This window comes from Streptomyces pseudovenezuelae (assembly GCF_029892565.1).
Taxonomy (GTDB): Bacteria; Actinomycetota; Actinomycetes; order Streptomycetales; family Streptomycetaceae; genus Streptomyces; species Streptomyces pseudovenezuelae_A.
In genome coordinates, this window is sequence record NZ_JARXVH010000018.1 from 146,101 (window position 1) to 170,796 (window position 24,696).

Genomic DNA, 24,696 nt, shown 5'->3' on the forward strand with positions numbered 1-24,696 from the left:
GGAAACGTCAGTCCTACGCCGGGCGCGAGAGCTCGGCGAGGGAGTGGGACGGGGGATTCGAGACCCTCAGTCCTCGTCGGGCGACATGGCCACACCGGTCGTTCACTGACGCGGAGCCCGCCGCACGCTGAGTACCGCGAAGTCGTCGTGCTGCGCCGCGTCGCCGGTGAACGCGCGGGCGTCTTCGTAGAGGGCCTGGGGCAGTTCGGTGGGGGAGAGGGCGAGGCGGCTCGTGACTCGCTCGTCGGCCGGGTAGAACGTGCCGTCCTCGGCGCGGGTCTCGGTGAGGCCGTCGGTGGTCAGCAGCAGGGTCGAGCCGGCCGGGAAGTCGAACCAGTGCACGGTGGTCGGTTCGGCGGACAGCTCCGCGAGACCGAGCGGGACGCCGGGGTCCGTCGGCGGTGTGGTGACGATGCCGTCGTGCACCAACCAGGGAGGAACGTGGCCGCAGTTGACGACCTGCGCCTCGGTCTCCGCGTCGACGCCGATGATGAGCGCGGTCACGAACCGTTCGTCGTCGCCGGTCTGTTCGGCGTACGTGTTGTGGCGGACGACCGCCGCGTCCAGGGCGTCGACGAGCGCGGTGAGTGTCGGCTCGCGGTAGGCCGCCTCACGGAAGGCCCCGATCACGGCGAACGCGGCGCCCACGGCGGCCAGTCCCTTGCCCTGCACGTCCCCGATCAGCACCCGCGTGCCCCACGGCGAGGCGACCACGTCATAGATGTCACCGCCGACGAGCCGGTCCTCCTGTACGGGTTCGTAGACGCCGTTGACCAGGACCTCGTCGGTGACGAGGGGGAGGGGGTGCAGGATGTGCCGCTGCATCGCCGCGGCGGTGGAACGCAGGCGGAGCATCTCGTGCTCGCGCTTGATGCGCCGGTGACAGGCGTAGATGGAGGTCGCTCCCAGCGCGATGGTGAACAGCACCAGCAGGATCCCGTCCAGCCACCGGCCCCCTTCCTCGTGCCGCACCACTGTGGTGAGGGTGATGACGAGCGTGGTCCACGCGGCCACGAACTTCGTCTGCGCGACGGTGCACAGCGCCGACGCCGTCCCCGGCAGGAAGATCAGCAGACCGAGATGCCAGACCGGGGATCCGGACACCACACCGAGGAACTCCACCAGCAGCGTCACCGTCACCACGGCGACGAGCATCTCGACGTTGTCCGGGGCTTCGGTGGCGTCGAGGGTGCCGGCGGATCTCTTTCGGCTTCGGCGGAATCCGGTCATGGCTGCTCCCGGGCAGGTGGTGATCTCTCCCTACGTTCTACAGGCCGCGGATGGTGTACGGGTCACGGGGCGGCCCGGCATGTTCGTGTCGCCCGTCCGGCGGGGCGTCGACCCGGCAGACCGGCGCAGGCTTCGGCCCGCAGATCATCGTTCGGGCGAGCGTCGGGGACGTGCACCGGTGACCGACAGCTGATCGTCAGGCCCGCACCGGCGCCCGCTCGTCCAACAAGCCCTCGCCGCGCAGGTCGTCCCAGACCTGACCCGGGATCTCCGCCCCGAACGCCGCCACATTGCGGCGTACTTCGTCGGCGCTGCGCATGCCGACCGCGATGCCCGCGACGGCCGGGTGCCGGAGCGGAAAGGCCATCGCCAGCTCCGGAAGCGTCACGCCGTGTGTCTCGCAGACGTCGGCGATGCGATGCGCCCGCTCCAGCATGCGCGGCGCGGCGGGCGCGTAGTCGAAGGTGGCACCCTCGGGAGGCCGGGCCGTGGCGAGCAGCCCGGAGTTGAAGACCGACGCCGCGATGACCGAGACCTCGCGTGCCGTGCAGGTGGGCAGGAGTTCGTCGAGGGCGCTCTGGTCCAGCAGCGTGTAGCGGCCGGAGAGCATGACCACGTCGACGTCCGACTCCTCGATGAGCCGGGTCAACTGGCCGGGGTGGTACATCCCCGCCCCGATCGCGCCCACCACCCCCTGCGCACGCAGCTCGGTGAGCGCCGGCAAGCCGTCGCGCAACGCGTCCTCGAAGTGCTTCTCCGCGTCGTGCAGGAACAGCACGTCGATACGGTCGACGCCCATCCGCCGGAGCGAGTCCTCCACGCTGCGCAGCACACCGTCCCGCGTGAAGTCCCAGACGCGACGGTGGGTGGCGGGCACCGCGAAACTCTCGTCCATCCGGCCCGCCGGGGCCTGCGGGATCAGCAGCCGGCCGACCTTCGTCGACAGCGTCACCTCGGCACGCGGCTTGCCGCGCAACAGGTCACCGGTGCGGCGCTCGGAGTGCCCGATGCCGTAGTGCGGAGAGGTGTCGAAGTAGCGGATCCCGCTGTCCCAGGCCGCGTCGAGGGCGCCCGCGGCCGTCTGGTCGTCCAGCGGTGCGAAGAGCCCCCCGAGTGGTCCGCCACCGAAGCCCAGCTCCGTGACCTGCACCTTGCTCTGCCCGAGCCGGTTTCGCCTCATGCACACCGTTCCCCTCGACTGCCTGGTGACGCGCTCATCCTGCCGTGGCCCGCACCACCCCTCCAAGGGGATTTCCTACGTCAGTTCAGTCGCGGATCGACGTGGACCTTCGGCCCCGGTCCGGCGCCGACCGGCCGCTCGCCGGCGAGGACGGGCCCGACCTGTTCCAGGCCGACGGTCGCGGCGACGAGGGGCCGCGGGTCGACGGATCCGTCGGCGTAGGCGCGGATGGTGTCGTCGAGGCCGGGGGAGCCGGACAGGACGCCCGTCGCGGTCACGTCCTTGAGGGCGAGTGTGCGGGTGTCGATCCTGCTGGGCTCACCGGCCAGTCCGACGTACACGACACGGCCGGCCGGCTCGACCAACTCCAGGGCCAAGGCGGGTAGTTGGACGGCGTTCGAGGCGTCGACGACCGCGTCGAACGGCAGGTCCGGGACCGAGTGCTCAGTCCAGACCTGCTCAAAGCCCAGAGCGCGGGTGAAGGCCATGGAGTCCTCGGTGTGGCCCATCAGGTGCACCTCCGCACCGGCGGCCCGGAGGAACATCGCGACCAACAGCCCTATGGTTCCCGGGCCCAGGACCAGCGTCCGGTCACCGGGGCGTGGTGCGGCGGCCCGTGCCGCGCGCAGGGCGTTGCCGCCCGGCTCGACCAGCGCGCCCAGTTCGGCGTCGACGGAGTCCGGCAGGACGTGCAACGAGGAGACGGGAACGGTGAGTTGCTCCGCCAGGGCGCCGTCCCGTGCCCCGCGTATGCCGACCTCCTGCCGCTTCTCGCACACGTGCTGGTGGCCCCGTCGGCAGCGACGGCACGCACCGCACCCGAGCATGGTGTCTCCCATGACCCGCCGGCCCGCCCACACCGGGTCGACCCCGGCGCCGACCGCCGCGACCCGGCCGGCCCACTCGTGACCCAGCCGCAACGGATAGGCGCAGTGCCCTTGGTGCAGGTAGGCCATCGCGCCGGTGAAGAACTCGACGTCCGTACCGCACACGCCGACCCGCTCGACGTCGACGACGGCCTCGCCGGGCGCCGCCACCGGCGCCGGGACCTCCTCAACCGCGTACTCCCCGGGGGCCGTCAGCACGAACGCCCGCATCGGGTGGCCGCTCACCGCGGCCCGACGACGCGCTGGCGCTGCGCGCCGAGCCCCTCGATACCCAGCTCCATCACGTCGTCGGGCCGCAGCCACACCGGCGGGTTGAACCCCATGCCCACGCCCGGCGGAGTACCGGTGTTGATCAGGTCGCCGGGCTCCAGGACCAGGAACTGGCTGAGGTGGTGCACGAGGAAGTACGGGTCGAAGACCATCGTCTTGGTGTTGCCCGTCTGCCGCCGCTCACCGTTGACCTCCAGCCACATGTCCAGCCCGAGGACGTCGTCGATCTCGTCGGCGGTCACGAGCCAGGGCCCGGCCGGGTTGAACGTCTCGGCGGACTTGCCCTTGGACCACTGCCCACCGCGCTCCAACTGGAAGGCACGCTCACTGACATCGTTGACGACCACATACCCGGCGATGGCCTCGCGCGCCTCCGCCACCGAGTCCAGATAGCTGGTGCGCCCGCCGATCACGATGCCCAGCTCCACCTCCCAGTCCGGCTTGGTCGAGCCGCGCGGGATGCGGACGTCGTCGTAGGGACCGACGAGAGTGTTCGGCGACTTGGTGAACAGGATCGGCTCGTCGGGTACGGGCATCCCGCTCTCGGCCGCGTGATCACGGTAGTTGAGCCCGATGCACAGGATCTGATGCGGGCGCGCGATCGGGGCGCCGACGCGTTCCCCGGCGAAACGGGACACGCGGCCCGCGGTCGCCCGTTCAGCCACGACGGGGCGTATGCCGTCGAGGCCGCCCGAGCCGAAGAACGCCTCGTCGAAGTCGGTGACGGTGTCGGAGAGATCGACGTACGTCTCGTCGTCGATACGGGCGACGGGCTTCTCGGCGCCAGGAGCGCCGATGCGCATGAGGTACAAGAGGTCAGTCTCCAGAGTGGGTCGGCGGGTCGTCATGGGTGCGGCTCACCGAGGGATCCGAGCACGGCACGGATCTCGTCGAGTGCTTCGACCAGCGTGGGCAGGGGCGTTCGATAGGCAAGTGCGCTGATGCTCACGGCACCGGAGGGTGTCGTCGGTGAGGTCGCGTACACGGGCAGAGCAAGGCAGTTGACCCCGGTCTCGTTCTCCTGGTCGTCGAGTGCGTGGCCCTGGGCACGGACGGCCCGCAGCGCACGGTGCAACTCATCCGCCGCGCACAGGGTTTGTGGGGTACGTCGTTCCAGGGGAGTGTCGCCGATCCACGCCGCGACCTCCTCGACCGTGGCCAACTGGTGGGCGAGCAGCAGCTTTCCGACGGCGGTGGCGTGCGCGGGGTTGCGGCCGCCCACCGTCGAGGTCAGCCGGACGGCACCGTCGGGCGGGTCGATCTTGGCGCGGTAGACGACCTCACGGCCGTCCAGGACCGCGTAGTGCGCGGTCTCGCCGAACCGCGCGGCCAGTTCTTCGAGCAGCGGACGGACGCGGACGTGCTCGGGACGGGCCTCGTGATGGGCGAAGGCCATCCGGAGGAACTCGTCGCCGAGCAGATAGTGGCCGCGGCCGTCCTGGTCGGCGAGTCCCGCCCGACGCAGGGCACTCAGCGCCCGGTGCACGGTCGGCTTGGGGCTGCCGACCGTCCGGGTCAGCTCTTCGAGGCCCACCCCGCCGGGATACCGGGCGAGTTCCTTGAGGACGGCGAGGACCCGGTCCGAACCCACAAGTCGACCGCTGTCGACGCCCGTTGAGCCGTCCTCGTCAGGAGCTGTCGATCCGTCGAGCGTCTGCGTATGCTCCATGGCGTTCCAAAAATTAGACCATCGTGTCGATTATTGGAAGGAGCCGCTCGATGAAGAGCCGCAGTGTGACGACGCTCCGCAGCGCGCAGTGGTACGCGGGACAGGACCGCAACGCGTACATCCACCGGGCCTGGATGCGACGCGGCGTACCGAAAGACGCCTTCACCGGCCGTCCGCAGATCGCCATCGCCAACACCGCCTCGGACCTGACCCCTTGCAACGCCCATCTGAACGAGGTGGCCGCCTCGGTGCGCAACGGCGTGTACGAGGCGGGCGGCATCCCGCTGGACCTGCCCGTGGTGTCGCTCGGCGAGACCCAGGTACGGCCCACCGCCATGCTCTGGCGGAACATGGCGGCGATGGCCACCGAGGAGATGCTGCGGGCCAACCCCATCGACGGCGTCGTCCTGTTGGGCGGCTGCGACAAGACGATCCCGTCGCTGCTGATGGCCGCCGCGTCGGTGGACCTGCCCGCTGTGGTCGTGCCCGGCGGGCCCATGCTCAACGGGACCTTCCGCGGCACTCCGTTGGGCTGCGGCACCGACGTGTGGCGGCTGTCGGAGGAGGTCCGGGCCGGCACGCTCTCCCAGGAGCAGTTCACCCGCTCCGAGTCGTCGATGATCCGCAGCCGCGGGCACTGCAACACGATGGGCACCGCCTCGACCATGGCGGTGGTGGCCGAGGCCCTGGGCACGGTCGTGCCCGGCGTCGCCGGCACCCCCGCCCCCGACAGCCGCCTGCTGGAGGCCGCGCACGGCACCGGTCGGCTGGTGGTGGACATGGTGGCCGCGGACCGGCGCCCGGGCACCTTCCTGACCAAGGCGTCCTTCCACAACGCGATCGTGGCGCTGGCCGCCGTCGGCGGGTCGACCAACGCGGTCGTCCACCTGCTGGCGATCGCCGGCCGTCTCGGTGTCGACCTGACGCTCGACGACTTCGACCGCATCGGCTCCCGCGTGCCGGTCCTCGTGGACCTCCAGCCGGCCGGCCGCTTCCTCATGGAGGACCTCCACCGCGCCGGCGGCCTCCTCGCCGTCCTGCGCGAAGTACGCGACCTGCTCGACCCCGATGCCCTGACCGTCACCGGCAAGCCGCTCGTCGACCACCTCGACGACGCCCCGATCTGGGACGCCCAGGTCATCCGCACCCGGGCCGAGCCGCTCGTCGCCGAGGGCGGCATCGCCGTCCTGCGCGGCAACCTCGCACCCGACGGGGCACTCATCAAGCCCGCGGCGGCCTCCCCGGACCTCCTCCAACACCGCGGCAGGGCCGTCGTGTTCGACAGCATCGAGGACTTCCACGCCCGTATCGACGACCCGGACCTCGACGTCGACGCCGACTCCGTTCTCGTGCTGCGTGGTTGTGGCCCCAAGGGCTATCCCGGCATGCCGGAGGTGTCGAACATGCCGCTGCCGAAGAAGCTCCTCGAACAGGGCGTCCGCGACATGGTCCGCGTCTGCGACGGCCGCATGAGCGGCACGGCCTACGGCACCGTCGTCCTGCACGTCGCCCCGGAGGCCGCGGCCGGCGGCCCGCTCGCCCTCGTGCGCACCGGGGACGTCATCACCCTCGACGTACAGGCCCGCCGCATCGACATCGACGTAACGGACGACGAACTCGCCCGCAGAACCCCCGACAAGAACACCGTCGACGGCTTCGCCACCCCACGACGCGGCTGGGAACGCCTCTACGTCGACCACGTGCTCCAGGCAGACACCGGAGCCGACCTCGACTTCCTCGTCGGGTCCAGCGGTTCCGAGGTGAGCCGGGAGTCCCACTGACCGGCGACAACTCGCGGGTACGACAGCGCAGTTCAGGTGAGCGCAGATGTGGGGCGTGCGACGAGGCCGGGACCGTATGCTGACCGCGTTCACCAAGTCCTGCCCGCGCACCCCCGGTTCAGGGGGTCGCGACCCGTGCCGAAAGGTGGTTCTGGCCCCACGTGAGCAGTCGTCGCCCGCAGGGCCGGTCCACCAGGCCGACGATGCGTGATGTCGCCGAGCGGGCCGGAGTCGCGCTGGTCACCGTGTCCCGCGTCGTCAACGGCATCGGGGCGGTGCGCGAGGAGACGGCCGACCGGGTGCACGCGGCGATCAGCGAGATCGGGTACCAGCGCAACGAGATCGCGCGTTCCCTGCGGCCCGGGCAGAACTCGCTGACCATCGGCCTGCTGCTGGGCGACCTGACCAATCCGTTCTACGCCTCCCTCGCGAAGGCGGCGGTCGAGGTGATGGCCGACGCCGGTTACGCCGTGCTGCTCAGCACCGCCGACGAGGACCCGGAGGTCGAACGCCGGGCCGTGGGCGAGCTGATCGGGCGACGCGTGGCCGGGCTCATCATCGTGCCCGACCAGGGTGACCACGCCTTTCTGCGGGAGGTCAACGGTCACGACCAGGTGCCCGTCGTCTTCGTGGACCGGCCCGCCACCGGAGCCGAGGCCGATGTCGTCCTCGTCGACAACGAGGGCGGCGGACGCACCGCGACACAGCACCTCGTCGACCACGGCCACCGCAGGATCGCGATCCTCGTCGCCCCCTCGTACTACACCACCGGCCGCAGACTGCGCGGATACCGCAAAGCCCTGCGGCACAGCGGCATCGATGTCGACGAGGCCCTGGTGGTCGCCCTCCCGCGCGGCACCACGGAGGAGGCCTCCGCCGCCACCCACGCCCTGCTCACCTCGCCGAACCCGCCGACGGCGATCTTCTCGACCACGAGCTTCCTCACCGAGGGCGTGCTGCGCGCGAGCCGCCAACTGGGCGCCCAGGTCGCCGTGGTGGGGTTCGACGACTTCAAACTGGCCGACATGCTCCCGACTCCGGTCACGGTGGTCACCTCGGACACCGAGGAACTCGGCCGCCGCGCCGCACACTTGCTGCTCGACCGGATCGACGGCGGGACCGCGCCCTTCCAACGGATCGTGCTGCCCTCGCAGTTGATAGCCCGCGGCACGGGAGAGACGGCTCCGCGCTAGCTCAACAGCCTGCCTGGTACAGACCATTGACCTTCCGTCAGAGAGCTGCGACCTTCATCATGGATACGTTTCCATAGCTCCGGACGCATGGGCCTGTCCGCCCCACAGCGAAGCAGGAGACACAGACATGACCGTCCCCCTGATCCGGCTGAGATCCCTCAGAGCGGCGCTCGCCATGGTGCTGTTCCTCGTGCTCGCCCCGCCCCTGCTCCTGATGAAGGCGGCCCCGGAAGCCCACTCGCTTGAGAACGGTCTGGCCCGGACGCCCCCGATGGGCTGGAACGACTGGAACGCCTTCGGCTGCAACGTCACGGAGCAACTGGTCAAGCAGACCGCCGACTATCTCGTCTCCTCGGGGCTCAAGGACGCGGGGTACCAGTACGTCAACATCGACGACTGCTGGATGACCTCGGCGCGGAACTCCGCCGGTCAACTCGTCCCCGATCCGGTCAAGTTCCCCGACGGCATCAGCGGCACCGCCGCCTACGTGCACGGCAAGGGCCTCAAGCTCGGCATCTACGAGAGCGCCGGCACCGCGACCTGCGCCGGCTACCCCGGCAGCCTCGGCCACGAGCAGACGGACGCCAACAGCTTCGCCTCCTGGGGTGTCGACTACCTGAAGTACGACAACTGCAATCACCAGAACGTGCCCGACCAGCAGCGCTACACCGCCATGCGCGACGCCCTCGCCAACACCGGGCGCCCGATCGTCTACAGCCTCTGCAACTGGGGCCTGGCGAGCGTGTGGACCTGGGGTGCGGGGGTCGGCAACAGCTGGCGCACCACCGACGACATCAACGTCAACTTCTCCACGGTGGTGTCGATCTACAAGGCCAACGTCAAGCTCGCCGCGTACGCCAAGCCCGGTGCCTGGAACGACCCGGACATGCTGGAGGTCGGCAACGGCATGTCGTTCACCGAGGACCGCTCCCACTTCAGCCTGTGGGCCGGGATGGCCGCGCCGCTGATCGCCGGGAACGACATGCGCAGCGCCTCGGCGGCCACCCTCTCGCTCTACGGCAACAAGGACGTCATCGCCGTCGACCAGGACTCCCTGGGCAAGCAGGGCACCGAGATCTCCTCGTCGGGCGGCCTGCACGTCCTGACCAAGCCTCTCGCGGGCGGCGATGTGTCGGTGGTCCTGTTCAACGAGAACTCGAGCGCGGCCACGATCACCACCTCGGCCTCCGCGGCGGGCCTCCCGGCCGCCTCGTCGTACCGGCTGAACAACCTCTGGACCCACCAGATCAGCAGCACGACCGGCAGCATCGCGGCCGGCGTCCCGGGGCACGGCTCGGTCATGTACCGGGTGTCCGTCGGCAGCGGCACCAGCGTCGGGACGACGCACCCGCTGATCGGCGCCTCCTCCAACCGCTGCCTCGACGTCTACGACGGCCAGACCGCACCCGGCACCAAGATCGAGATCTGGGACTGCGGCGGCGGCTCCAACCAGGCCGTCACCCCCACCGCGGCCGGTGAACTGCGCCTCTTCGGCGGCACCCAGTGCCTGGACGCGTACAACAACCAGACCGCCCCCGGCACCAAGGTGCAGCTCTACACCTGCAACGGCGGCGCCAACCAGAAGTGGAGCCTCAACCCCAACGGCACCATCACAGGTACCCAGTCCGGGCTCTGCCTCGACGTCACCGGAGGCGACAAGCCCGCCGGGAACGTCAACGGCACCCAGATCGAGCTGTGGACCTGCAACGCCGGCGCCAACCAGCAGTGGCGCCTGGGCTGATGGCCCCCAATCCCCCCACGCCCATGGAGCATGGAGCTGCCATGAACTCGACGGTAAGACGTATCCGTAGGATCGGGACCGGCCTGATCGCCGCCCTGGCCCTCATCGTCCCGGTCACCAACGGCGTCGCGAGCGCCGCCCCCGAGGCGACGATCTGCAACAAGTACTGCGACGCACGCGACCCGGCCCAGTCCCCGGGGGACCGCCAGCCGGTCACCGCGACCATCTACTCCCGCACCCTCGCCCTGCACTTCGACGACACCGACGCGATGGGCTGGGCCTCCATCTCCAACGGCGGCCCCGGGGACGAGACATGGCTCGACCGCTCCTTCGACGGCGGTCGCACCTGGAGCTCGGGCAGCAAGCTCGGCGACACCACCGTCCCTGCGGGACAACGAGGTTGGCGCACCCTGATGTACAACGTCGACGACTGGAACAACAACGGCGTCGGCGCGCTGCGGGCCTGCGGCAAGGCGGGGGACCGGCCCGAGATCGCCTGCACCGCGTGGGCCCGCACCACCTGGAACGCGTACAGCCGCCCCACCGCGGCGGCCACCGCGCTGATGCAGTCGTACAACAACTCCACCGGCCTGTTCGACACCACCGGCTGGTGGAACTCCGCCAACGCCCTGACCGCGATCATCAACAACATCCGGGTCACCGGCATGCCCAGCTACAAGTACGCCATCGCGAACACCTACGACCGCCAACTGGGCGCCCAGGGCGGCCAGTTCCGCAACGACTACATCGACGACACCGGCTGGTGGGGGCTGGCCTGGGTCGCCGCGTACGACCTGACCGGTGACAGTCGCTACCTCAACACCGCACGGGCCGACGCCGATTACATGGCGCAGTACTGGGACTCGACATGCGGCGGCGGAGTGTGGTGGAGCACGGCGCGGACGTACAAGAACGCCATCGCCAACTCCCTCTACCTGGAGCTGAACGCGGCCCTGCACAACCGCATCGGCGGTGACACGGTCTATCTCGGCCGGGCCAACGCCGACTGGGCGTGGTTCAAGGGCACCGGCATGATCAACGGTTCGCATCTGGTCAACGACGGCATCGACCTGTCGACCTGCCGCAACAACGGGTCCACGGCATGGTCGTACAACCAGGGCGTACTCCTCGGCGGACTGGCCGAGTTGTACCGCGCGACGGGCGACTCGGCCCTGCTGACCACCGGCCGGCAGATCGGTGACGCCTCGACCACCTCCACCGCGCTGAACTCCGGCGGCATCCTGCGCGAGCCGTGCGAGACGAGCGGCTGCGGGGCCGACGGACCCACCTTCAAGGGCGCCTACGTCCGCGGTCTGAGCGCCTTCAACTCCCAGCTGTCCGACCGCCCTTACACGTCGTACCTGGCGCGCCAGGCAAACTCCGCCTACGCCAACGACCGCAACGCCCTCGACGCGTACGGACTGCACTGGGCCGGTCCGTTCGACTCCACGGACGCCGCCCGACAGCAGAGCGCACTCGATCTGATGAACGCGGCGAACTGACCAACTCGCACTCCAGAGGCGGGAGTCGGCAGCCTGACGGCTGGCGACTCCCGCCGACGCGTCCTGGGCGGGCTCGATCCTGCCCTGGTCCACGGGCCGGCGGAGGAGCTGCAAGCGGTGGCCGAGCCGCTCGTCTCGAGGTGCCGGACCGATCTCGACCTGCCGCTCTGAACCGGCAAGTTTGTCCAGGGAGTTGACAAACCCCTGACGGATCGCCAGCATGCAAGTCACCTGCAGAAGTAAGAAATCTGACGACCAGATCACGCAATTACTTTGCAGAAGAGCACCGCTGATGCACGCGGCAAGCGCGGCCGGCGCGCGCCTTGCCTGACGACCCACCGTCAGGAAGGAAGCTCTGTCATGTCCCAGCGCCCCCGCTCGGGGCTCAGATGGCTCACAGCCCTCGCACTGATCCTCCCAGCAGTCGCCGCGGTGTCGCCCTCGGGTGCGGTCGCGGCGCCCCAGGACATCCCGCCCGGCGACTATCAGCAGGTACAACTCGCCAGTGGTGCAGCCGAACTGGGAGAGCCCATGTCCCTGGCCGTCCTGCCCGACCGTTCGACCCTGCACACCGCGCGGGACGGCACGGTCCGCCTCACCGACGCGGTCGGCAACACCAAGGTGGCCGCCAATCTCGACGTCTACACCCATGACGAAGAGGGCCTCCAGGGCATCGCCGTCGACCCCGCCTTCACGACCAACCGGTACGTCTACGCGTACTACTCGCCGAAGCTCAACACCCCGGCCGGAGACGCCCCGGCCACCGGAAGCGCCGCGGACTTCGAGCCGTGGAAAGGCCACCTGAACCTCTCGCGCTTCGTCATGAGGAGCGACGGCACCCTGGACCTGGCGAGCGAGAAGGTCGTGCTCGAGGTCGCCAACGACCGGGGCCAGTGCTGCCACGTCGGCGGAGACATCGACTTCGACGCGGCCGGCAACCTCTACCTGACCACCGGCGACGACACCAACCCGTTCGACTCCGCCGGGTACACGCCCATCGACGAACGCGCGGACCGCAACCCGCAGTTCGACGCCCAGCGCAGCTCCGGCAACACCAACGACCTGCGCGGCAAGGTACTCCGGATCAAGCCCACCGCCGCCGGCGGCTACACCGTCCCGGCCGACAACCTCTTCGCACCCGGCACCGCGGGCACCCGGCCCGAGATCTACGCCATGGGCTTCCGCAACCCGTTCCGCATGTCCGTGGACCGGGCCACCGGAATCGTCTACCTCGGCGACTACGGTCCCGACGCGGGCGGCACCGACCCCGACCGCGGTCCCGGCGGCCAGGTCGAGTTCGACCGCATCACCGCGCCGGGAAACTACGACTGGCCCTACTGCACGGGCACCAACACCACCGCCGAGACCTACAACGAGTACACCTTCCCCAGCGGACCCTCCGGCGCCAAGTACGACTGCGCGGGCGGTCCGACGAACAACTCCGCCCGCAACACGGGACAGACGAAACTGCCACCTGCCAAAGCGAGTTGGATCAGGTACGGCGGGGACGGATCACCGCCCGAGTTCGGCGGCGGCTCGGAGTCCCCGATGGGCGGTGAGGTCTACCGGTTCGACCCGAACCTCAACTCCTCCGTCAAGTTCCCCCAGTCCCTGGACGGGCGCTTCCTCGCCGCCGAGTACGGACGGCAGTGGATCAAGTCGATCGAGGTCAGGAGCGACGGCTCCTACGGGACCATCGAGGACTTCCCCTGGAACGGCACCCAGGTGATCGACACGGACTTCGGGCCCGACGGCGCGCTGTACGTCCTGGACTACGGCACCGGCAGTAACAACCAGGCCCTGTACCGGATCGAGTACGTCGGGGGCAGCAACCGCAATCCGGTGGCCAAGGCGGCCGCGGACAAGACCTCCGGAGCCCTGCCGCTGACGGTGCAGTTCTCCTCCCAGGGCAGCAGCGACCCCGAGGGCGGGGCCCTGACCTACTCGTGGGACTTCGGCGACGGAGCCACCTCCGCACAGGCGAATCCGAGTCACACCTACACCACCAGCGGGACCTTCCGTCCCACTCTCACGGTGAAGGACCCACAGGGTCTCGCCGGCACGGCCAGTCTTGTCATCACCGGCGGCAACACCGCGCCGACCGTCACGCTGCAGACCCCGGCCGACGGCCAGCTGTTCTCCTTCGGTGACAGCGTGCCCTTCCGCGTACAGGCCACCGACCCCGAGGACGGCAGCATCGACTGCGCCAAGGTCAAGGTCACCTACCTCCTGGGCCACGACAGCCACACCCACTCCATCACGTCCGCGAACGGCTGCTCCGGCACGATCAACGTGCCCCAGGACGGCGAGCACGACAGCGCCGCCAACCTCTACGGGGTCTTCGACGCCGAGTACACCGACAACGGCGGCCTCACCGGGCACTCGGTGCGCACACTGCAACCCCGCCACCGGCAGGCGGAGCACTTCACCGCCCAGTCCGGCATCGAAGCCGCCACGCACGGTTCCGCCGAGGGAGGCAGAACCGTCGGGTTCACCGACAACGGCGACTGGATCTCCTTCAAGCCGTACGCCCTCACCGGCACGAACCGGTTCACCGCCCGGGTCTCCTCGGCCGGCGCCGGAGGCACCATAGAGATCCGCGCGGGATCCGCCACCGGCACCCTGCTGGGCACCACCACGGTGCCGGTGACCGGGAGTTGGGAGACCTTCACCGACGTTTCCACGGCGCTGTCCGACGTCCCCGCCGGCAGCACCGAACTCTTCCTGGTCTTCCGCGGACCGACCGGCCAGGGCAACCTCTTCGACCTGGACGCGTTCACGTTCGGTACCGCCGCCACCGACATCGCGCGGGAGGCGGAGGCGTTCACCTCCGGATCCGGCGTCCAGGCCGCGGCTCACGCGGCAGCGAGCGGCGGACAGACCCTCGGCTACATCGACAACGGCGACTGGGCGGGCTACGCGAGCGTCAGCACCGCCGGAGCCTCGGGCTTCTCCGCCAAGGTCTCCTCGGCCGGGGCCGGCGGCACCGTACAGATCCGCTCCGGCTCGGCGACCGGAGCCCTGCTCGGCTCGGTCGCCGTTCCGGTGACCGGCGACTGGGAGACCTTCACCACCGTCAGCACCTCGCTCAGCTCCGGCGGATCGGGCCCGCTCTTCCTGTCCTTCACCGGCGGCAGCGGATCGCTCTTCGACATCGACACCTTCACCCTGACCGCTTCGGCACGAAAGGGGAGTTGACCATGAACAGACGCACCTGGCGCACCGCCCGGCGGCTCGCGGCTCTCGCCCTGGCCACGGCCTGCACCCTGTCCCTGCCGGCGGTGACGGCACACGCGGGCCCCGCCAAGGCGGACGCGGCCTTCGACATCCTGGTCTTCTCGAAGACCGCCGGATTCCGGCACGACGCCATCCCCGCCGGCACCGAGGCCCTGCGCACACTCGGCACGCAGAACGACTTCTCCGTCACGGCGACCGAGGACGCGGGCGCCTTCACCCCCGCGAACCTGGCCTCGTACGAGGCGGTCGTCTTCCTCAGCACCACCGGCGACGTCCTCGACGACACCCAGCAGAACGCCCTGCAGTCCTACGTCGACAACGGCGGCGGGTACCTGGGTGTGCACGCGGCGGCCGACACCGAGTACGACTGGCCGTACTACAACCAGCTGGTGGGCGCCTACTTCAAGAGCCATCCGGCCATCCAGCAGGCCACGGTGAAGAACGAGGACCGCACCCACCCGGCCACCGCGCATCTGGCCCCGACCTGGACGCGCACCGACGAGTTGTACAACTACCGCACCAATCCACGCTCCGCCGTACACGTCCTCCAGACCCTCGACGAAAGCACCTACAGCGGCGGCGAGATGGGCGCCGACCACCCCATCACCTGGTGCCACCCGCAGGGCAAGGGCCGCTCCTTCTACACGGGACTCGGCCACACCATCGAGTCCTACAACGACGCCGCCTTCAGGAGTCTGCTGCTCGGCGCGGTGCGGTACACGGCGGGAGCGGCTCCGGCGAACTGCTCGGCGCCGTCGGGTCCCCATTCCGTCGAGGGAGAGGCGTTCACCTCCGGTTCCGGTGTCCAGGCCGCCACCCACGCGGGAGCGAGCGGCGGGCAGACCCTCGGCTACGTCGAGAACGGCGACTGGGCCGGCTACGCGAGTGTTTCCACCGCCGGGGCGTCGACCTTCACCGCCAAGGTGTCGTCGGCGGGAGCGGGTGGCACCGTCGAGGTGCGTTCCGGCTCGGCCACCGGCACGCTGCTCGGGTCGGTGCGGGTACCGGTGACCGGGAGTTGGGACACCTTCACCACGGTGTCGACGGCGCTGACGTCCTCCGCGTCAGGTCCTCTCTTCCTGAGATTCACCGGCGGCAGCGGCTCGTTGTTCGACATCGACACCTTCACGCTGGGCACCACCCCGGCCACCAAGGCGCTCAACCAGAACGTGCACCTCTTCTACTACCCCTGGTACGGCAGCCCGGTGGTGAACGGAGACTGGCGGCACTGGCAACAAGGAGGCCACACCCCGCCCGACGACATCGGCGCCGACCTGTACCCGGCGCTCGGCCCGTACGACTCCGCCGACTACACCGGCGCCGTGGCACAGCACATGAAGTGGATCGCCCGTTCCGGCGCCGGCGTCCTCGTCTACAGCTGGTGGGGACAGGGCAGTAACGAGGACCGGATCGCCCGGGGCGTCCTCGACGCCGCGCAGAAGGAGGGCATCAAGGTGGCCTGGCATCTGGAGCCGTACGCCGGCCGCACCGGCGCCTCGACCGCCGACGACATCCGGTACATCAACACCACGTATGGCGACCATCCCGCCTTCTACCGCTCCGCCGACCACGGTGACAAGGGCGCCTTCTACGTCTTCAGCAGTCTCGACGTCACCGACTGGACGGCCCTCGACCAGGTCACCGGCAACAGCATCGTGCTCGCCCAGACCACCGACACCAGCAAGATCCAGCACTTCTCCGGGCTGTACACCTACGACGGCATCGCCGGTGCCACCGCCCCTGGCTGGAAGCAGGCCGGGGACTACGCCCGCGCCAACAACCTCATCTGGTCCCCGTCGGTCGCACCCGGCTACATCGACGACCGAGCGGTACCCGGCAACACGACCCCCACCGTGGACCGCGCCGACGGTGCGGCCTACGACCGGCAGTGGGGCAACGCCCTCGCACCTGAGACCGGCGGCCCGCCGACATGGGTGTCGGTGACGTCCTTCAACGAATGGCACGAAGGCAGTTCGATCGAACCGGCCGACGCCACCCCGCCCGCCGGCCACAACTACCAGACGTACGACGGAGCCTACGGACTGACCGGACCGGCGGCCGAGACGTCCTACCTGGACCGCACCGCCTACTGGGCGGACCGGTTCCTGAACGCGCGCAACTGACCATTCACGCACCGCAGCCGCGGGCCGTTGCACTGCATCGCCCCGCGGCTGCGAGGCCGTGACCTCGGGGGAGTCGGGGACTCAAGCAGGGCTGACGCCCTGCGCGTTGGCTCGGAGCCAGGCTTGAGGCTCTTTGCTTGAGCACGCTAACCTCCGAGGATGACCGCCGAAGATCCTCTGACCCCCCAGGAAGAGCGCTTCTGGCGTGCGCTGATGCGCGTCATCGTCGCGCTGCCGCGCTCCCTGGACGACGATCTCCTGCGGGCGACAGGGCTGACACTCACCGAGTACGTCGTGTTGATGAGCCTGTCCGAGGCCGAGAATCAGGAACTGCGCATGACGGATCTCGCCTCGGCGACCGCGCTGTCGGCGAGCCGGATCACCCGCGTCGTGGACGCGCTGCAAAGCCGCGGCCAGGTCGTGAAGCGGCGCTACGAGGGGGACGCCCGGGGGAACGTCGCGACGATCACCCCGGAGGGGCTGAAGCGACTTCAGGCGGCGTATCCGATCCACCTGGCGAGCGCCCGCAAGCGGGTCATGGACCATCTCGACGGTCGCTCGCTGCCGGCCATGGTGAGGCAGTTCGAGGCACTGGTCGAGAAGCTCGACTGAGCCCCCACGTCTGCACCCCGGGCCTTCCGCATCCGGGGTACCGCTCCGCTTGGCCGTGGTCTTCGCGCTGGTGTGGATCGCCCGTCTCAATGGCACGCTGCACCACGATCTGCACGGTCATGACGGTGATCGCGTTGGTCGCGGTCGACGACACCCCGGGCAGGATCGAGGCGTCGCCCACACGCAGTCGGGCCCGCGCATGGGCGCGGCAGAGGCTCGGGCTGAGAGAGGTCCGCCGGGGCCGCGGTCGCTACGGCGCGTTCAGGATCTCCAGCTCGCTGTCGAACAGCCGCTCAGGATCGAAGCCCATGCCGTTGAAATGGCCGGCGAGTTCGAGCGAGAGCAGACCGTGCAGCCGGGTCCAGATGGTCAGCGCCCAGTGCAGGGCCTCGGGCGTCGCGGGATGGCCGTGCGCCCAGTGCCGGTGGTCCTGGAGGTGCTCGGCGAACCGCTTTCCGGCGCTCTCGGGGGACGGCTGTACGGGGATCTCGACGCAGGCGTCGAGCAGAACCGACATGATCTCCGCGCTGATCGCGGTGGTGGTGTCCGGGGCGTGGTAGCCCGGGATGGGGGTGCCGTAGAGCAGGAAGTACCGGTGCGGGTCCGCCAGGGCCCAGCGGCGCATGGCGTGGGCAAGGCCGGTCAGGTCGGCGCCGGAGTCGGCGGCGGTGTGCAGGGTGTCGGCGAGGCTGCGGTATCCGTCCTTGATGAGCTCGGTGATCAGCTCGTCGCGGTTGGCGAAGTACCGGTAGAGCGCCGGGCCGCTCATCCCCATCCGCTTGGCGATCGCGTTGAGCGAGAGGCCGGAGGCTCCCGCCGTCGCGATCTGCTCCCATGCGTGGTCCTTGACCTCCGCCCGGATCTGGGCGCGATAGCGCTCGCGCGGGGTCTCGGTCTTCGTGCTCGCCACAGCCGCCTCCATCCGTGCCCCTGAGGGCACCGCGCGCGTTTAGTTAGAGGTTATCACGTTGGCTATTGACTCTCCCTAGCGAAAGTTATAGCTTCTAACTCAAGCGACAGGAGCTAGCGACATGGAGGTCACCATGAACACCGAAGGACTCGAAGGACTCGTCGAGGTCGTCCTGCCGGGCAAGGTCGAGCCGGAGGGGCTGGAGGTCCGCTCCGGTGGAGCCGTCCCGACCGCGGGACCCGGCCAGGTCGTCATCCGCATGCAGGCGACCGGCGTCTCCTTCGCCGAGCAGCAGATGCGCCGCGGCCGGTACTACGACCAGCCCGCGTTCCCCTTCGTCCCGGGCTACGACCTGGTCGGCACGGTGGTGGTGGCCGGCGAGGGCGTCGGCCCCGAACTGATCGGCACCCGGGTGGCCGCGCTCCTCAAGGTCGGCGGCTGGGCCAGCCACGTGGTCGTCGACGCGGCGGACACCGTCGAGGTCCCCGCCGGGGTCGGCGCGGCGGAGGCCGAGACGATGGTCGTCAACGGCATCACCGCCTGGCAGATGCTCCACCGCAAGGCACGCGTGCGTGCGGGGCAGACCGTCGTGGTGCTCGGCGCCAACGGAGGCGTCGGCTCCGTCCTGGTCCAACTCGCCCGCGCCGCCGGGGTGAAGGTCATCGGCACCGCGTCCGTACGCCACCACGACGCCCTGCGCGAGCAGGGAGTGATCCCCGTCGACTACCGCGCCGGTGACGTCGCCGCGCACATCCGCGCACTCGCACCCGGCGGGGTGGACGCCGTTTTCGACCACATCGGCGGCCACGGCATCGTCGACTCCTGGCGCCTGCTCGCCCCCGGAGGCACGCTCGTCTCCTACGGCAGCGCCGCCACCAGGGACGACGAGGGTTCCAAGCAGTTGCCCGTGCTCAAGCTGCTCGGCCGCGTGTGGCTGTGGAACACCCTGCCCAACGGCCGCCGCGCCTACTTCTACAACGTCTGGGCCGGCCGGGCCCTGGCCAAGAACGCGTTCCGCACCCGGCTGCGCGCCGACCTCACCCAGGTCTTCGCGGCCCTGAGCCGCGGCGAGGTCACCGCCCGGATCGCCGCCCAACTCCCGCTCGCCCGCACCGCCGAGGCCATGCGGCTCGCCGAGTCGGGGACCGTCGCCGGCAAGGTCGTACTGACCCCGTAGGGCCGCATCGTCCGAGGTGCTCCTCTCGCGCACGGGCGCGTGTCCGATGTCTTGCCAGCTCCGGTGGAGGCGCTGGATGATCAGGAGCGCTGCCACGGGAGGGGCTTGCGGGCGAGCCCCGGGCGTTGTGCCCGCAGCGCATCGGCGTCGGCGAGTGCGGTGGGGCAGGAATCGGGTGACAGCTCAGGGCAGGTGGCGCTCCGCATCACGCTGGGCGTGAACCGGTCCGTCCCGACCTGGGACGCGGACAGGGCGTCGACCTTGCCGGCCTTGACGTAGTCGTCCAGGGCGCCGCCGCCCGGCTGAAGAAGATGTCCGCCTCCTGGTTCGCGCCGAACGCCACGCGCAGCTTCTGCTTGTAGTCGTCGTTGGCGAACAGCCACAGCGTGATCTTCCCGTCCGGGTGCTCCTTGTTGTAGGCGTCGACCGACTCCTTGAGGATCGTCTGGTCGTTTTCAGCGCCCACATCGTCAGGCCCTTCGACGACGACGTCGTGGACGGCCCGGACGTCCCGCAGGAGGCAATGGCCAGGGCGGCCGACACGGTGGTGAGGGATACGACTATGCGCCGAGTTCTCGTTCTCGAATTCCCGTGCATGCTCCGCCTCTTTCTCTCGCAATGCCATGTGGTGCGCAAGGCAGATTCGAAAAGCGGCGCGAAAGACTTTCGCGAGCGATGGGAAAGCGTTCACGGCAGGGCCGGGCTGTCGAGTGCGCCGAGCGCACGTAAAGGTTGCGCGGCCGGAGACTCGCGCACGGCGGGGCCGGTTCGCTACCTTCCACTAGATCGATTTAGCTCTCCCGGACGGACCGCGACGAAAAGGACCCGCCATGGCAACCCCCTCCCTCCAGGACGGCATCGACAGGGCCGGTTCACCGATGAAGCTGCTGTGGCGGCCGGGCGCCGAGCCGTGGACCCCGGAGGTGGTCGAGCGCGAGTACGCGGGCTGGCGGCAGGAACAGACCGCGTGGCACGAGGGCGTGGCCCTGCTCAACCTCTCGCACCACATGTACGACATGTGGATCGAGGGCCCGGACGCCACGCGCGTCCTGGCCGACCACGGCGTCAACAACTTCGCGAGGTTCGCGATCGGCCAGGCCAAGCAGTACGTGCCGGTCACCCGCGACGGCCACATCGTCACCGACGGCATCCTCGCCCGCGAGGCCGAGAACAGGTACCTGCTCAGCGGCATCCCCGCGGCTCAGCACTGGGTGCAGTACCACGCGGAGAAGGGCGGCTACGACGTCGGTTTCGTCACCGACCCCTCCTCCGCCTTCCGGCCCGGCGGCGCCGACCCGAAGCTGTTCCGCTACCAGATCCAGGGCCCGCTGGCCGTGGATCTGGTGGAGCGGGCGTTCGGCGGCCCGATGCCGGAGACGAAGTTCTTCCACTCAAGCCCGGTCGTCCTCGACGGACGCCCCCTGCGCGCCCTGCGCCACGGCATGGCGGGCCAGGCCGGCTTCGAGTTCATCGGCCCCTGGGAGCACGCCGGTCACGTCCACGAGAAGTTCCTGACGGTCGGCGAACCGCTCGGCCTGATCCAGGTCGGCGCCCTCGCGTACACCACACCCAGCGTCGAGAGCGGCTGGATCCCCTCCCCGGTGCCCGCCGTCTACACCGACCCCGAACTGCTGGAATACCGCAGGCACCTGCCGCTGTTCGGTATCGAGGGCAAGCGCCCGCTGAACGGCAGCTTCTTCTCGGAGGACATCGAGGACTACTACGTATCGCCGTACGAACTCGGCTACGGCAAGATGATCTCCTTCAGCCACGACTTCGTGGGCCGGGACGCCCTGGAGAAGGCCAGGGACGAGGTGCGCCGCACCAAGGTCACCCTCGTCCTCGACCCCGCCGACGTGCGCACGGTGATCGGCGACGGCCAGGACCCCGGCTTCGTGCTCTCGTACGCCCGGCACCGGGTGGAGACCGCCGCCGGTCTCGTCGGCGTCACGATGCAGAGCGCCTCGATCGACCCGGTGGGCGCGGTCCTCGCCCAGACCCTGATCGACGCCGAGTACGCCGTGCCCGGCACCGAGGTGCGCGTGGTCTGGGGCGAACACCCCGGTCCCGGCACCGACCCCGAGGCCGACCTCGGATTCCCCTGTATCCGCGCCACCGTGCGGCCATCGCCGTTCAACGAGCACGCGCGCACCCTCTACCGACGCGACCGCTGACGCCGGCCGAGAGAGCGAGACGCAAGACGATGAACCCCGCGAGCACCGCACGCACAACGGTCGGCACCGCACTCCTTGAGGACTTCTCCCTGGAGATGACCGGCAAGGACGTCCCCAACCTGGAAGACGCCCGCGACAGCATCCCTCAGGGCACCCGGATCAACGTCACCTTCCTCGGCAACGAGGACCTGCGGATGCGCCTGGACGCGGCCCGCGCGGTAAAACGGCTCGGCTTCGTACCCGTACCGCACATATCCGCCCGCCGACTCGGATCCCGCGACGAGTTCGAGCGGTTCCTCGCCGGCCTGCGCGCCGACGGCACGTCCGACAACGTGTTCCTCGTCGGCGGCGACCCGGCCCACCCCGAGGGCCCGTACGAGGACTCGCTGTCGCTGATCGACACAGGGCTGCTGCGCGAGTACGGCGTACGGCACGTCGGCATCACCGGATACCCGGAAGGCCATCCGTCGATCGACGACCTGACGCTGTGGTCCGCTCTGAGCAACAAGCACGCGGCCCTTGCCACCCACCCCTTCGAGGGCGAGATCATCACCCAGTTCGGCTTCGACGTCGACCCGGTGCTCGCCTGGGTGGAGGAGGTCCGCCGCCGTGGCATCGGCCTCCCGATCAGGATCGGCGTCCCCGGACTCGCCGGAGCGCGCCGGCTCATGTCCTACGCGGCCCGATTCGGTGTGGGCACCAGCGCCTCCGTCGTCAAGAAGTACGGGTTCTCCCTGACGAACCTCATGGGCACCGCCGGACCGGACCGCTTCCTGCGCGAACTCGCCGCGGCCCACGACCCCATCCGGCACGGCGACTTGAAGATCCACCTCTATACGTTCGGCGGGCTTAAGGCCACCTCCGACTGGGCCGCCCGCTTCCGGAAGGACAACTCGGCATGACCCTCACGGCAGTTGTCCCGCCCCGCGCCGCCACCGGCGAGACCCCCGCGCCGCAGGCGTCGCTCATCGTGCAGGGCGCCGACGCCACCGGCATCGTCGCGGCCGTGACGTCGGTCCTCAGCGGCCACGGCGCCAACATCGTCTCTCTCGACCAGTACTCCGACAATCCGCAGGGCTGACGTACACGCTGCGCGACCTGTCCGTCCCCAAGAGGGTGGCGATCTTCGCGTCCAAGTCCGACCACTGCCTGCTCGACCTGCTCTGGCGCCGCCGGCAGGGTCAACTGCCCGTCACCGTCTCGATGGTGATCTCCAACCACCCCGATGTGGCCGAGGAGGTACGCGCGTTCGGCATCCCGTTCTTCCACGTGCCCTCCCAGGGGCCGGACAAGTCCACCGCCGAGACGGAACACCTGCGGCTGCTCAAGGGCAACGTCGACTTCGTCGTCCTGGCCCGCTACATGCAGATCCTCTCCGGCGACTTCATCGAGAAGCTCAGCGTGCCGATCATCAACATCCACCACTCCTTCCTGCCCGCCTTCATCGGTGCCGGGCCCTACGCCAAGGCCAAGGAGCGCGGGGTGAAGCTGGTCGGCGCCACCGCCCACTACGTCACCGAAGACCTCGACGAGGGCCCGATCATCGAGCAGGACGTCGTCCGCGTCACCCACGCCCACACCGCCGGCGACCTCACCCGCCGGGGCGCCGACGTGGAACGAGCGGTCCTCTCCCGCGCGGTGCTGTGGCACGCCGAGGACCGGGTCGTCCGCGACGGCAACCACACCATCGTCTTCGCCTGACGGCACAGGATCGTTCGCGATGCACGGCACGGCCGGGGGCGAGCCCAGTCGCCTACGCTGGCCCCCGGCGTTCGGTCGTTCTGCAGACGGGAGTGTGCCGGCATGGGCGGTTCCGGCCGGGTGACGTTGAACGACGTGGCCAAGGCGTCCGGGGTGTCGCGGGCGACCGTGAGCTTCGTACTGAACGACGACCCCCGGCAGACGATCTCCGGGGCGACCCGGGAGCGGGTGCTGGCCGCCGCGCACGAGTTGGGGTACGTGCCGCACGGCATCGCCCGGGCGCTGCGCGAGGGGTCGTCGCGCATCGTCGTCCTCAATGTCGACGAGGGCCTGGAGGGCAACTTCTCGCGGAGCTATGTCCGGGGCCTGGACGAGGAGTTGGCCGACCACGACCACGTTCTTCTCGTGCGGCACGGGCACACGGCGCCCGAGGCCACCCAGAAGATCCTCGACGCCATCGTGCCGCGGGCCGTGCTCCGGCTCGGCGAGGTCTACATGCGCGGGCACGGTCCCATCGAGGAGGACTGGGAGAACGGGTTCGCCGCCAACGCCGCGGTGCAGGTCGGCCATCTCGCCGAACGGGGACACAGCCGGATCACCGTGGCCATGCCCGACCACGACTTCCCGCTCACCGAGGCCCGCCTAGGGTTCGCCCGCGAGGCCGCCCGGCGCCTGGGCCTGCCGCCCCTGGAGCACCTCGTCGTTCCGCGCCCCCGGGAGGCAGGCGCGGTCGCCGTCGAGGCGTTCCGCGCGGCGCACCCGGACGTGACCGCCGTGGCCGCCTTCGACGACGACATCGCGCTGCGCACCCTGACCGCCCTGCACGACCTCGGACTGCGGGTGCCCGAGGACATGGCCGTCATCGGCTTCGACGAGACCGAGCACGGCTCCCTGACCACGCCCGCGCTCACCACCGTCCGCATCGACGCGGAAGTCCTGGGCCGGCTCGCCGCGCGGGACGCCCTCGGCATCGACACGGAGGGGCTGGCGCCGGAGCCGGGCCGGATCGTGGTCCGCGACTCGGTGTGACCGTCGTGCGGGTCCGTCGGCCGGGCAGCGCCTGAACCGGCGTATCCACGCGGTGAATTGACGACCGAGGTCGATGATCCTCGTCACTCGGCGGGCGAGACGGACATCACCCCAGGTGGCGCGGTATTGGCCATGTTCGCGACACACGGTACGGTCACTCTGATATCGACGACGCCAAAACGGAAGCCGGTGAGAGCCCGGCACGGTCGCGCCACTGTGTGCCACCCCTTTCGAGGAGGGGGGCGAGTCAGACCCGTAGCCGTCGTCCTGTGCACCACCG

The 24,696-nt window shown here is 69.8% G+C and carries 20 protein-coding genes and 1 riboswitch; of the genes, 13 read left to right on the forward strand and 7 right to left on the reverse strand.

Annotated features, from left to right (window positions below; translation table 11 throughout):
• Positions 1-102 precede the first annotated feature (102 nt).
• From M2283_RS40485 to M2283_RS40505, 5 genes are all read right to left on the reverse strand, one after another.
• Entirely contained in the window at positions 103-1,230 is a 1,128-nt protein-coding gene (locus tag M2283_RS40485; RefSeq protein ID WP_280881547.1) for a PP2C family protein-serine/threonine phosphatase, read from the reverse strand.
• 196 nt (positions 1,231-1,426) lie between these two features.
• Positions 1,427-2,410, reverse strand: a complete 984-nt coding sequence (locus M2283_RS40490; protein ID WP_280881548.1) for an aldo/keto reductase — start codon at positions 2,408-2,410, stop codon at positions 1,427-1,429.
• An 80-nt stretch (positions 2,411-2,490) separates the two neighbouring features.
• Positions 2,491-3,507 (reverse strand): zinc-dependent alcohol dehydrogenase, encoded by a 1,017-nt coding sequence (locus M2283_RS40495; protein WP_280881582.1) that lies wholly within the window; start codon positions 3,505-3,507, stop codon positions 2,491-2,493.
• Positions 3,508-3,518: 11 nt separating this feature from the next.
• Positions 3,519-4,379 (reverse strand): fumarylacetoacetate hydrolase family protein, encoded by an 861-nt coding sequence (locus tag M2283_RS40500; RefSeq protein WP_280881583.1) that lies wholly within the window; start codon positions 4,377-4,379, stop codon positions 3,519-3,521.
• 32 nt (positions 4,380-4,411) lie between these two features.
• On the reverse strand, positions 4,412-5,236 hold the full coding sequence (locus tag M2283_RS40505; protein ID WP_280881549.1) for an IclR family transcriptional regulator: 825 nt from the start codon (positions 5,234-5,236) through the stop codon (positions 4,412-4,414).
• Between the two features lie 50 nt (positions 5,237-5,286).
• Here M2283_RS40505 and M2283_RS40510 point away from each other — a divergent pair, with 50 nt between their 5' ends.
• The 7 genes from M2283_RS40510 to M2283_RS40540 all read left to right on the forward strand — a co-directional run bounded on the left by M2283_RS40510 (position 5,287) and on the right by M2283_RS40540 (position 17,425).
• Entirely contained in the window at positions 5,287-7,017 is a 1,731-nt protein-coding gene (locus M2283_RS40510; protein ID WP_280881550.1) for an IlvD/Edd family dehydratase, read from the forward strand.
• A gap of 161 nt (positions 7,018-7,178) precedes the next feature.
• Positions 7,179-8,210: a LacI family DNA-binding transcriptional regulator gene (locus tag M2283_RS40515; protein WP_280881551.1), complete on the forward strand. Its 1,032-nt coding sequence runs from the start codon at positions 7,179-7,181 to the stop codon at positions 8,208-8,210.
• A gap of 127 nt (positions 8,211-8,337) precedes the next feature.
• Positions 8,338-9,951, forward strand: a complete 1,614-nt coding sequence (locus tag M2283_RS40520) for a glycoside hydrolase family 27 protein (RefSeq protein ID WP_280881552.1) — start codon at positions 8,338-8,340, stop codon at positions 9,949-9,951.
• Between the two features lie 41 nt (positions 9,952-9,992).
• Positions 9,993-11,453 carry a glycoside hydrolase family 76 protein gene (locus tag M2283_RS40525; RefSeq protein ID WP_280881553.1) on the forward strand — a complete coding sequence of 487 codons (1,461 nt, stop codon included), beginning with the start codon at positions 9,993-9,995 and terminating at the stop codon, positions 11,451-11,453.
• A 360-nt stretch (positions 11,454-11,813) separates the two neighbouring features.
• Entirely contained in the window at positions 11,814-14,651 is a 2,838-nt protein-coding gene (locus M2283_RS40530; protein WP_280881554.1) for a carbohydrate-binding protein, read from the forward strand.
• A 2-nt stretch (positions 14,652-14,653) separates the two neighbouring features.
• Positions 14,654-16,813 (forward strand): ThuA domain-containing protein, encoded by a 2,160-nt coding sequence (locus tag M2283_RS40535; RefSeq protein WP_280881555.1) that lies wholly within the window; start codon positions 14,654-14,656, stop codon positions 16,811-16,813.
• 159 nt (positions 16,814-16,972) lie between these two features.
• On the forward strand, positions 16,973-17,425 hold the full coding sequence (locus M2283_RS40540) for a MarR family winged helix-turn-helix transcriptional regulator (RefSeq protein ID WP_280881556.1): 453 nt from the start codon (positions 16,973-16,975) through the stop codon (positions 17,423-17,425).
• Positions 17,426-17,675: 250 nt separating this feature from the next.
• Here the strand turns inward: M2283_RS40540 and M2283_RS40545 are convergent, their stop codons facing one another.
• Positions 17,676-18,335 carry a TetR/AcrR family transcriptional regulator gene (locus M2283_RS40545; RefSeq protein ID WP_280881557.1) on the reverse strand — a complete coding sequence of 220 codons (660 nt, stop codon included), beginning with the start codon at positions 18,333-18,335 and terminating at the stop codon, positions 17,676-17,678.
• A gap of 121 nt (positions 18,336-18,456) precedes the next feature.
• On the opposite strand from M2283_RS40545, the gene M2283_RS40550 reads away from it, so the two are divergent.
• The gene (locus M2283_RS40550; RefSeq protein ID WP_280881558.1) at positions 18,457-19,512 is read left to right on the forward strand and encodes a medium chain dehydrogenase/reductase family protein; all 1,056 of its coding nucleotides are present in this window, start codon (positions 18,457-18,459) and stop codon (positions 19,510-19,512) included.
• A gap of 205 nt (positions 19,513-19,717) precedes the next feature.
• Here M2283_RS40550 and M2283_RS40555 read toward each other — a convergent pair whose 3' ends face one another.
• Positions 19,718-19,978: an extracellular solute-binding protein gene (locus M2283_RS40555; RefSeq protein WP_280881559.1), complete on the reverse strand. Its 261-nt coding sequence runs from the start codon at positions 19,976-19,978 to the stop codon at positions 19,718-19,720.
• A gap of 364 nt (positions 19,979-20,342) precedes the next feature.
• Between M2283_RS40555 and M2283_RS40560 the strand changes: the two genes are divergently transcribed.
• The 5 genes from M2283_RS40560 to M2283_RS40580 all read left to right on the forward strand — a co-directional run bounded on the left by M2283_RS40560 (position 20,343) and on the right by M2283_RS40580 (position 24,416).
• On the forward strand, positions 20,343-21,686 hold the full coding sequence (locus tag M2283_RS40560; protein ID WP_280881560.1) for an aminomethyl transferase family protein: 1,344 nt from the start codon (positions 20,343-20,345) through the stop codon (positions 21,684-21,686).
• 29 nt (positions 21,687-21,715) lie between these two features.
• Complete coding sequence (locus M2283_RS40565; RefSeq protein ID WP_280881561.1) at positions 21,716-22,588, forward strand: methylenetetrahydrofolate reductase; 873 nt, start codon at positions 21,716-21,718, stop codon at positions 22,586-22,588.
• Positions 22,585-22,767, forward strand: coding sequence for an ACT domain-containing protein (locus M2283_RS52030; protein ID WP_280881562.1), 183 nt, complete (start codon positions 22,585-22,587; stop codon positions 22,765-22,767). Before M2283_RS40565 ends, M2283_RS52030 begins: the two co-directional genes overlap by 4 nt.
• Positions 22,768-22,802: 35 nt before the next feature.
• A complete protein-coding gene (gene purU, locus M2283_RS40575) occupies positions 22,803-23,387 on the forward strand; it encodes a formyltetrahydrofolate deformylase (protein WP_280881563.1) in 585 nt (194 codons plus the stop codon).
• Positions 23,388-23,489: 102 nt separating this feature from the next.
• Positions 23,490-24,416 carry a LacI family DNA-binding transcriptional regulator gene (locus M2283_RS40580; protein ID WP_280881564.1) on the forward strand — a complete coding sequence of 309 codons (927 nt, stop codon included), beginning with the start codon at positions 23,490-23,492 and terminating at the stop codon, positions 24,414-24,416.
• 134 nt (positions 24,417-24,550) lie between these two features.
• A riboswitch (cobalamin riboswitch) is annotated at positions 24,551-24,695 on the forward strand.
• Position 24,696 lies beyond the last annotated feature (1 nt).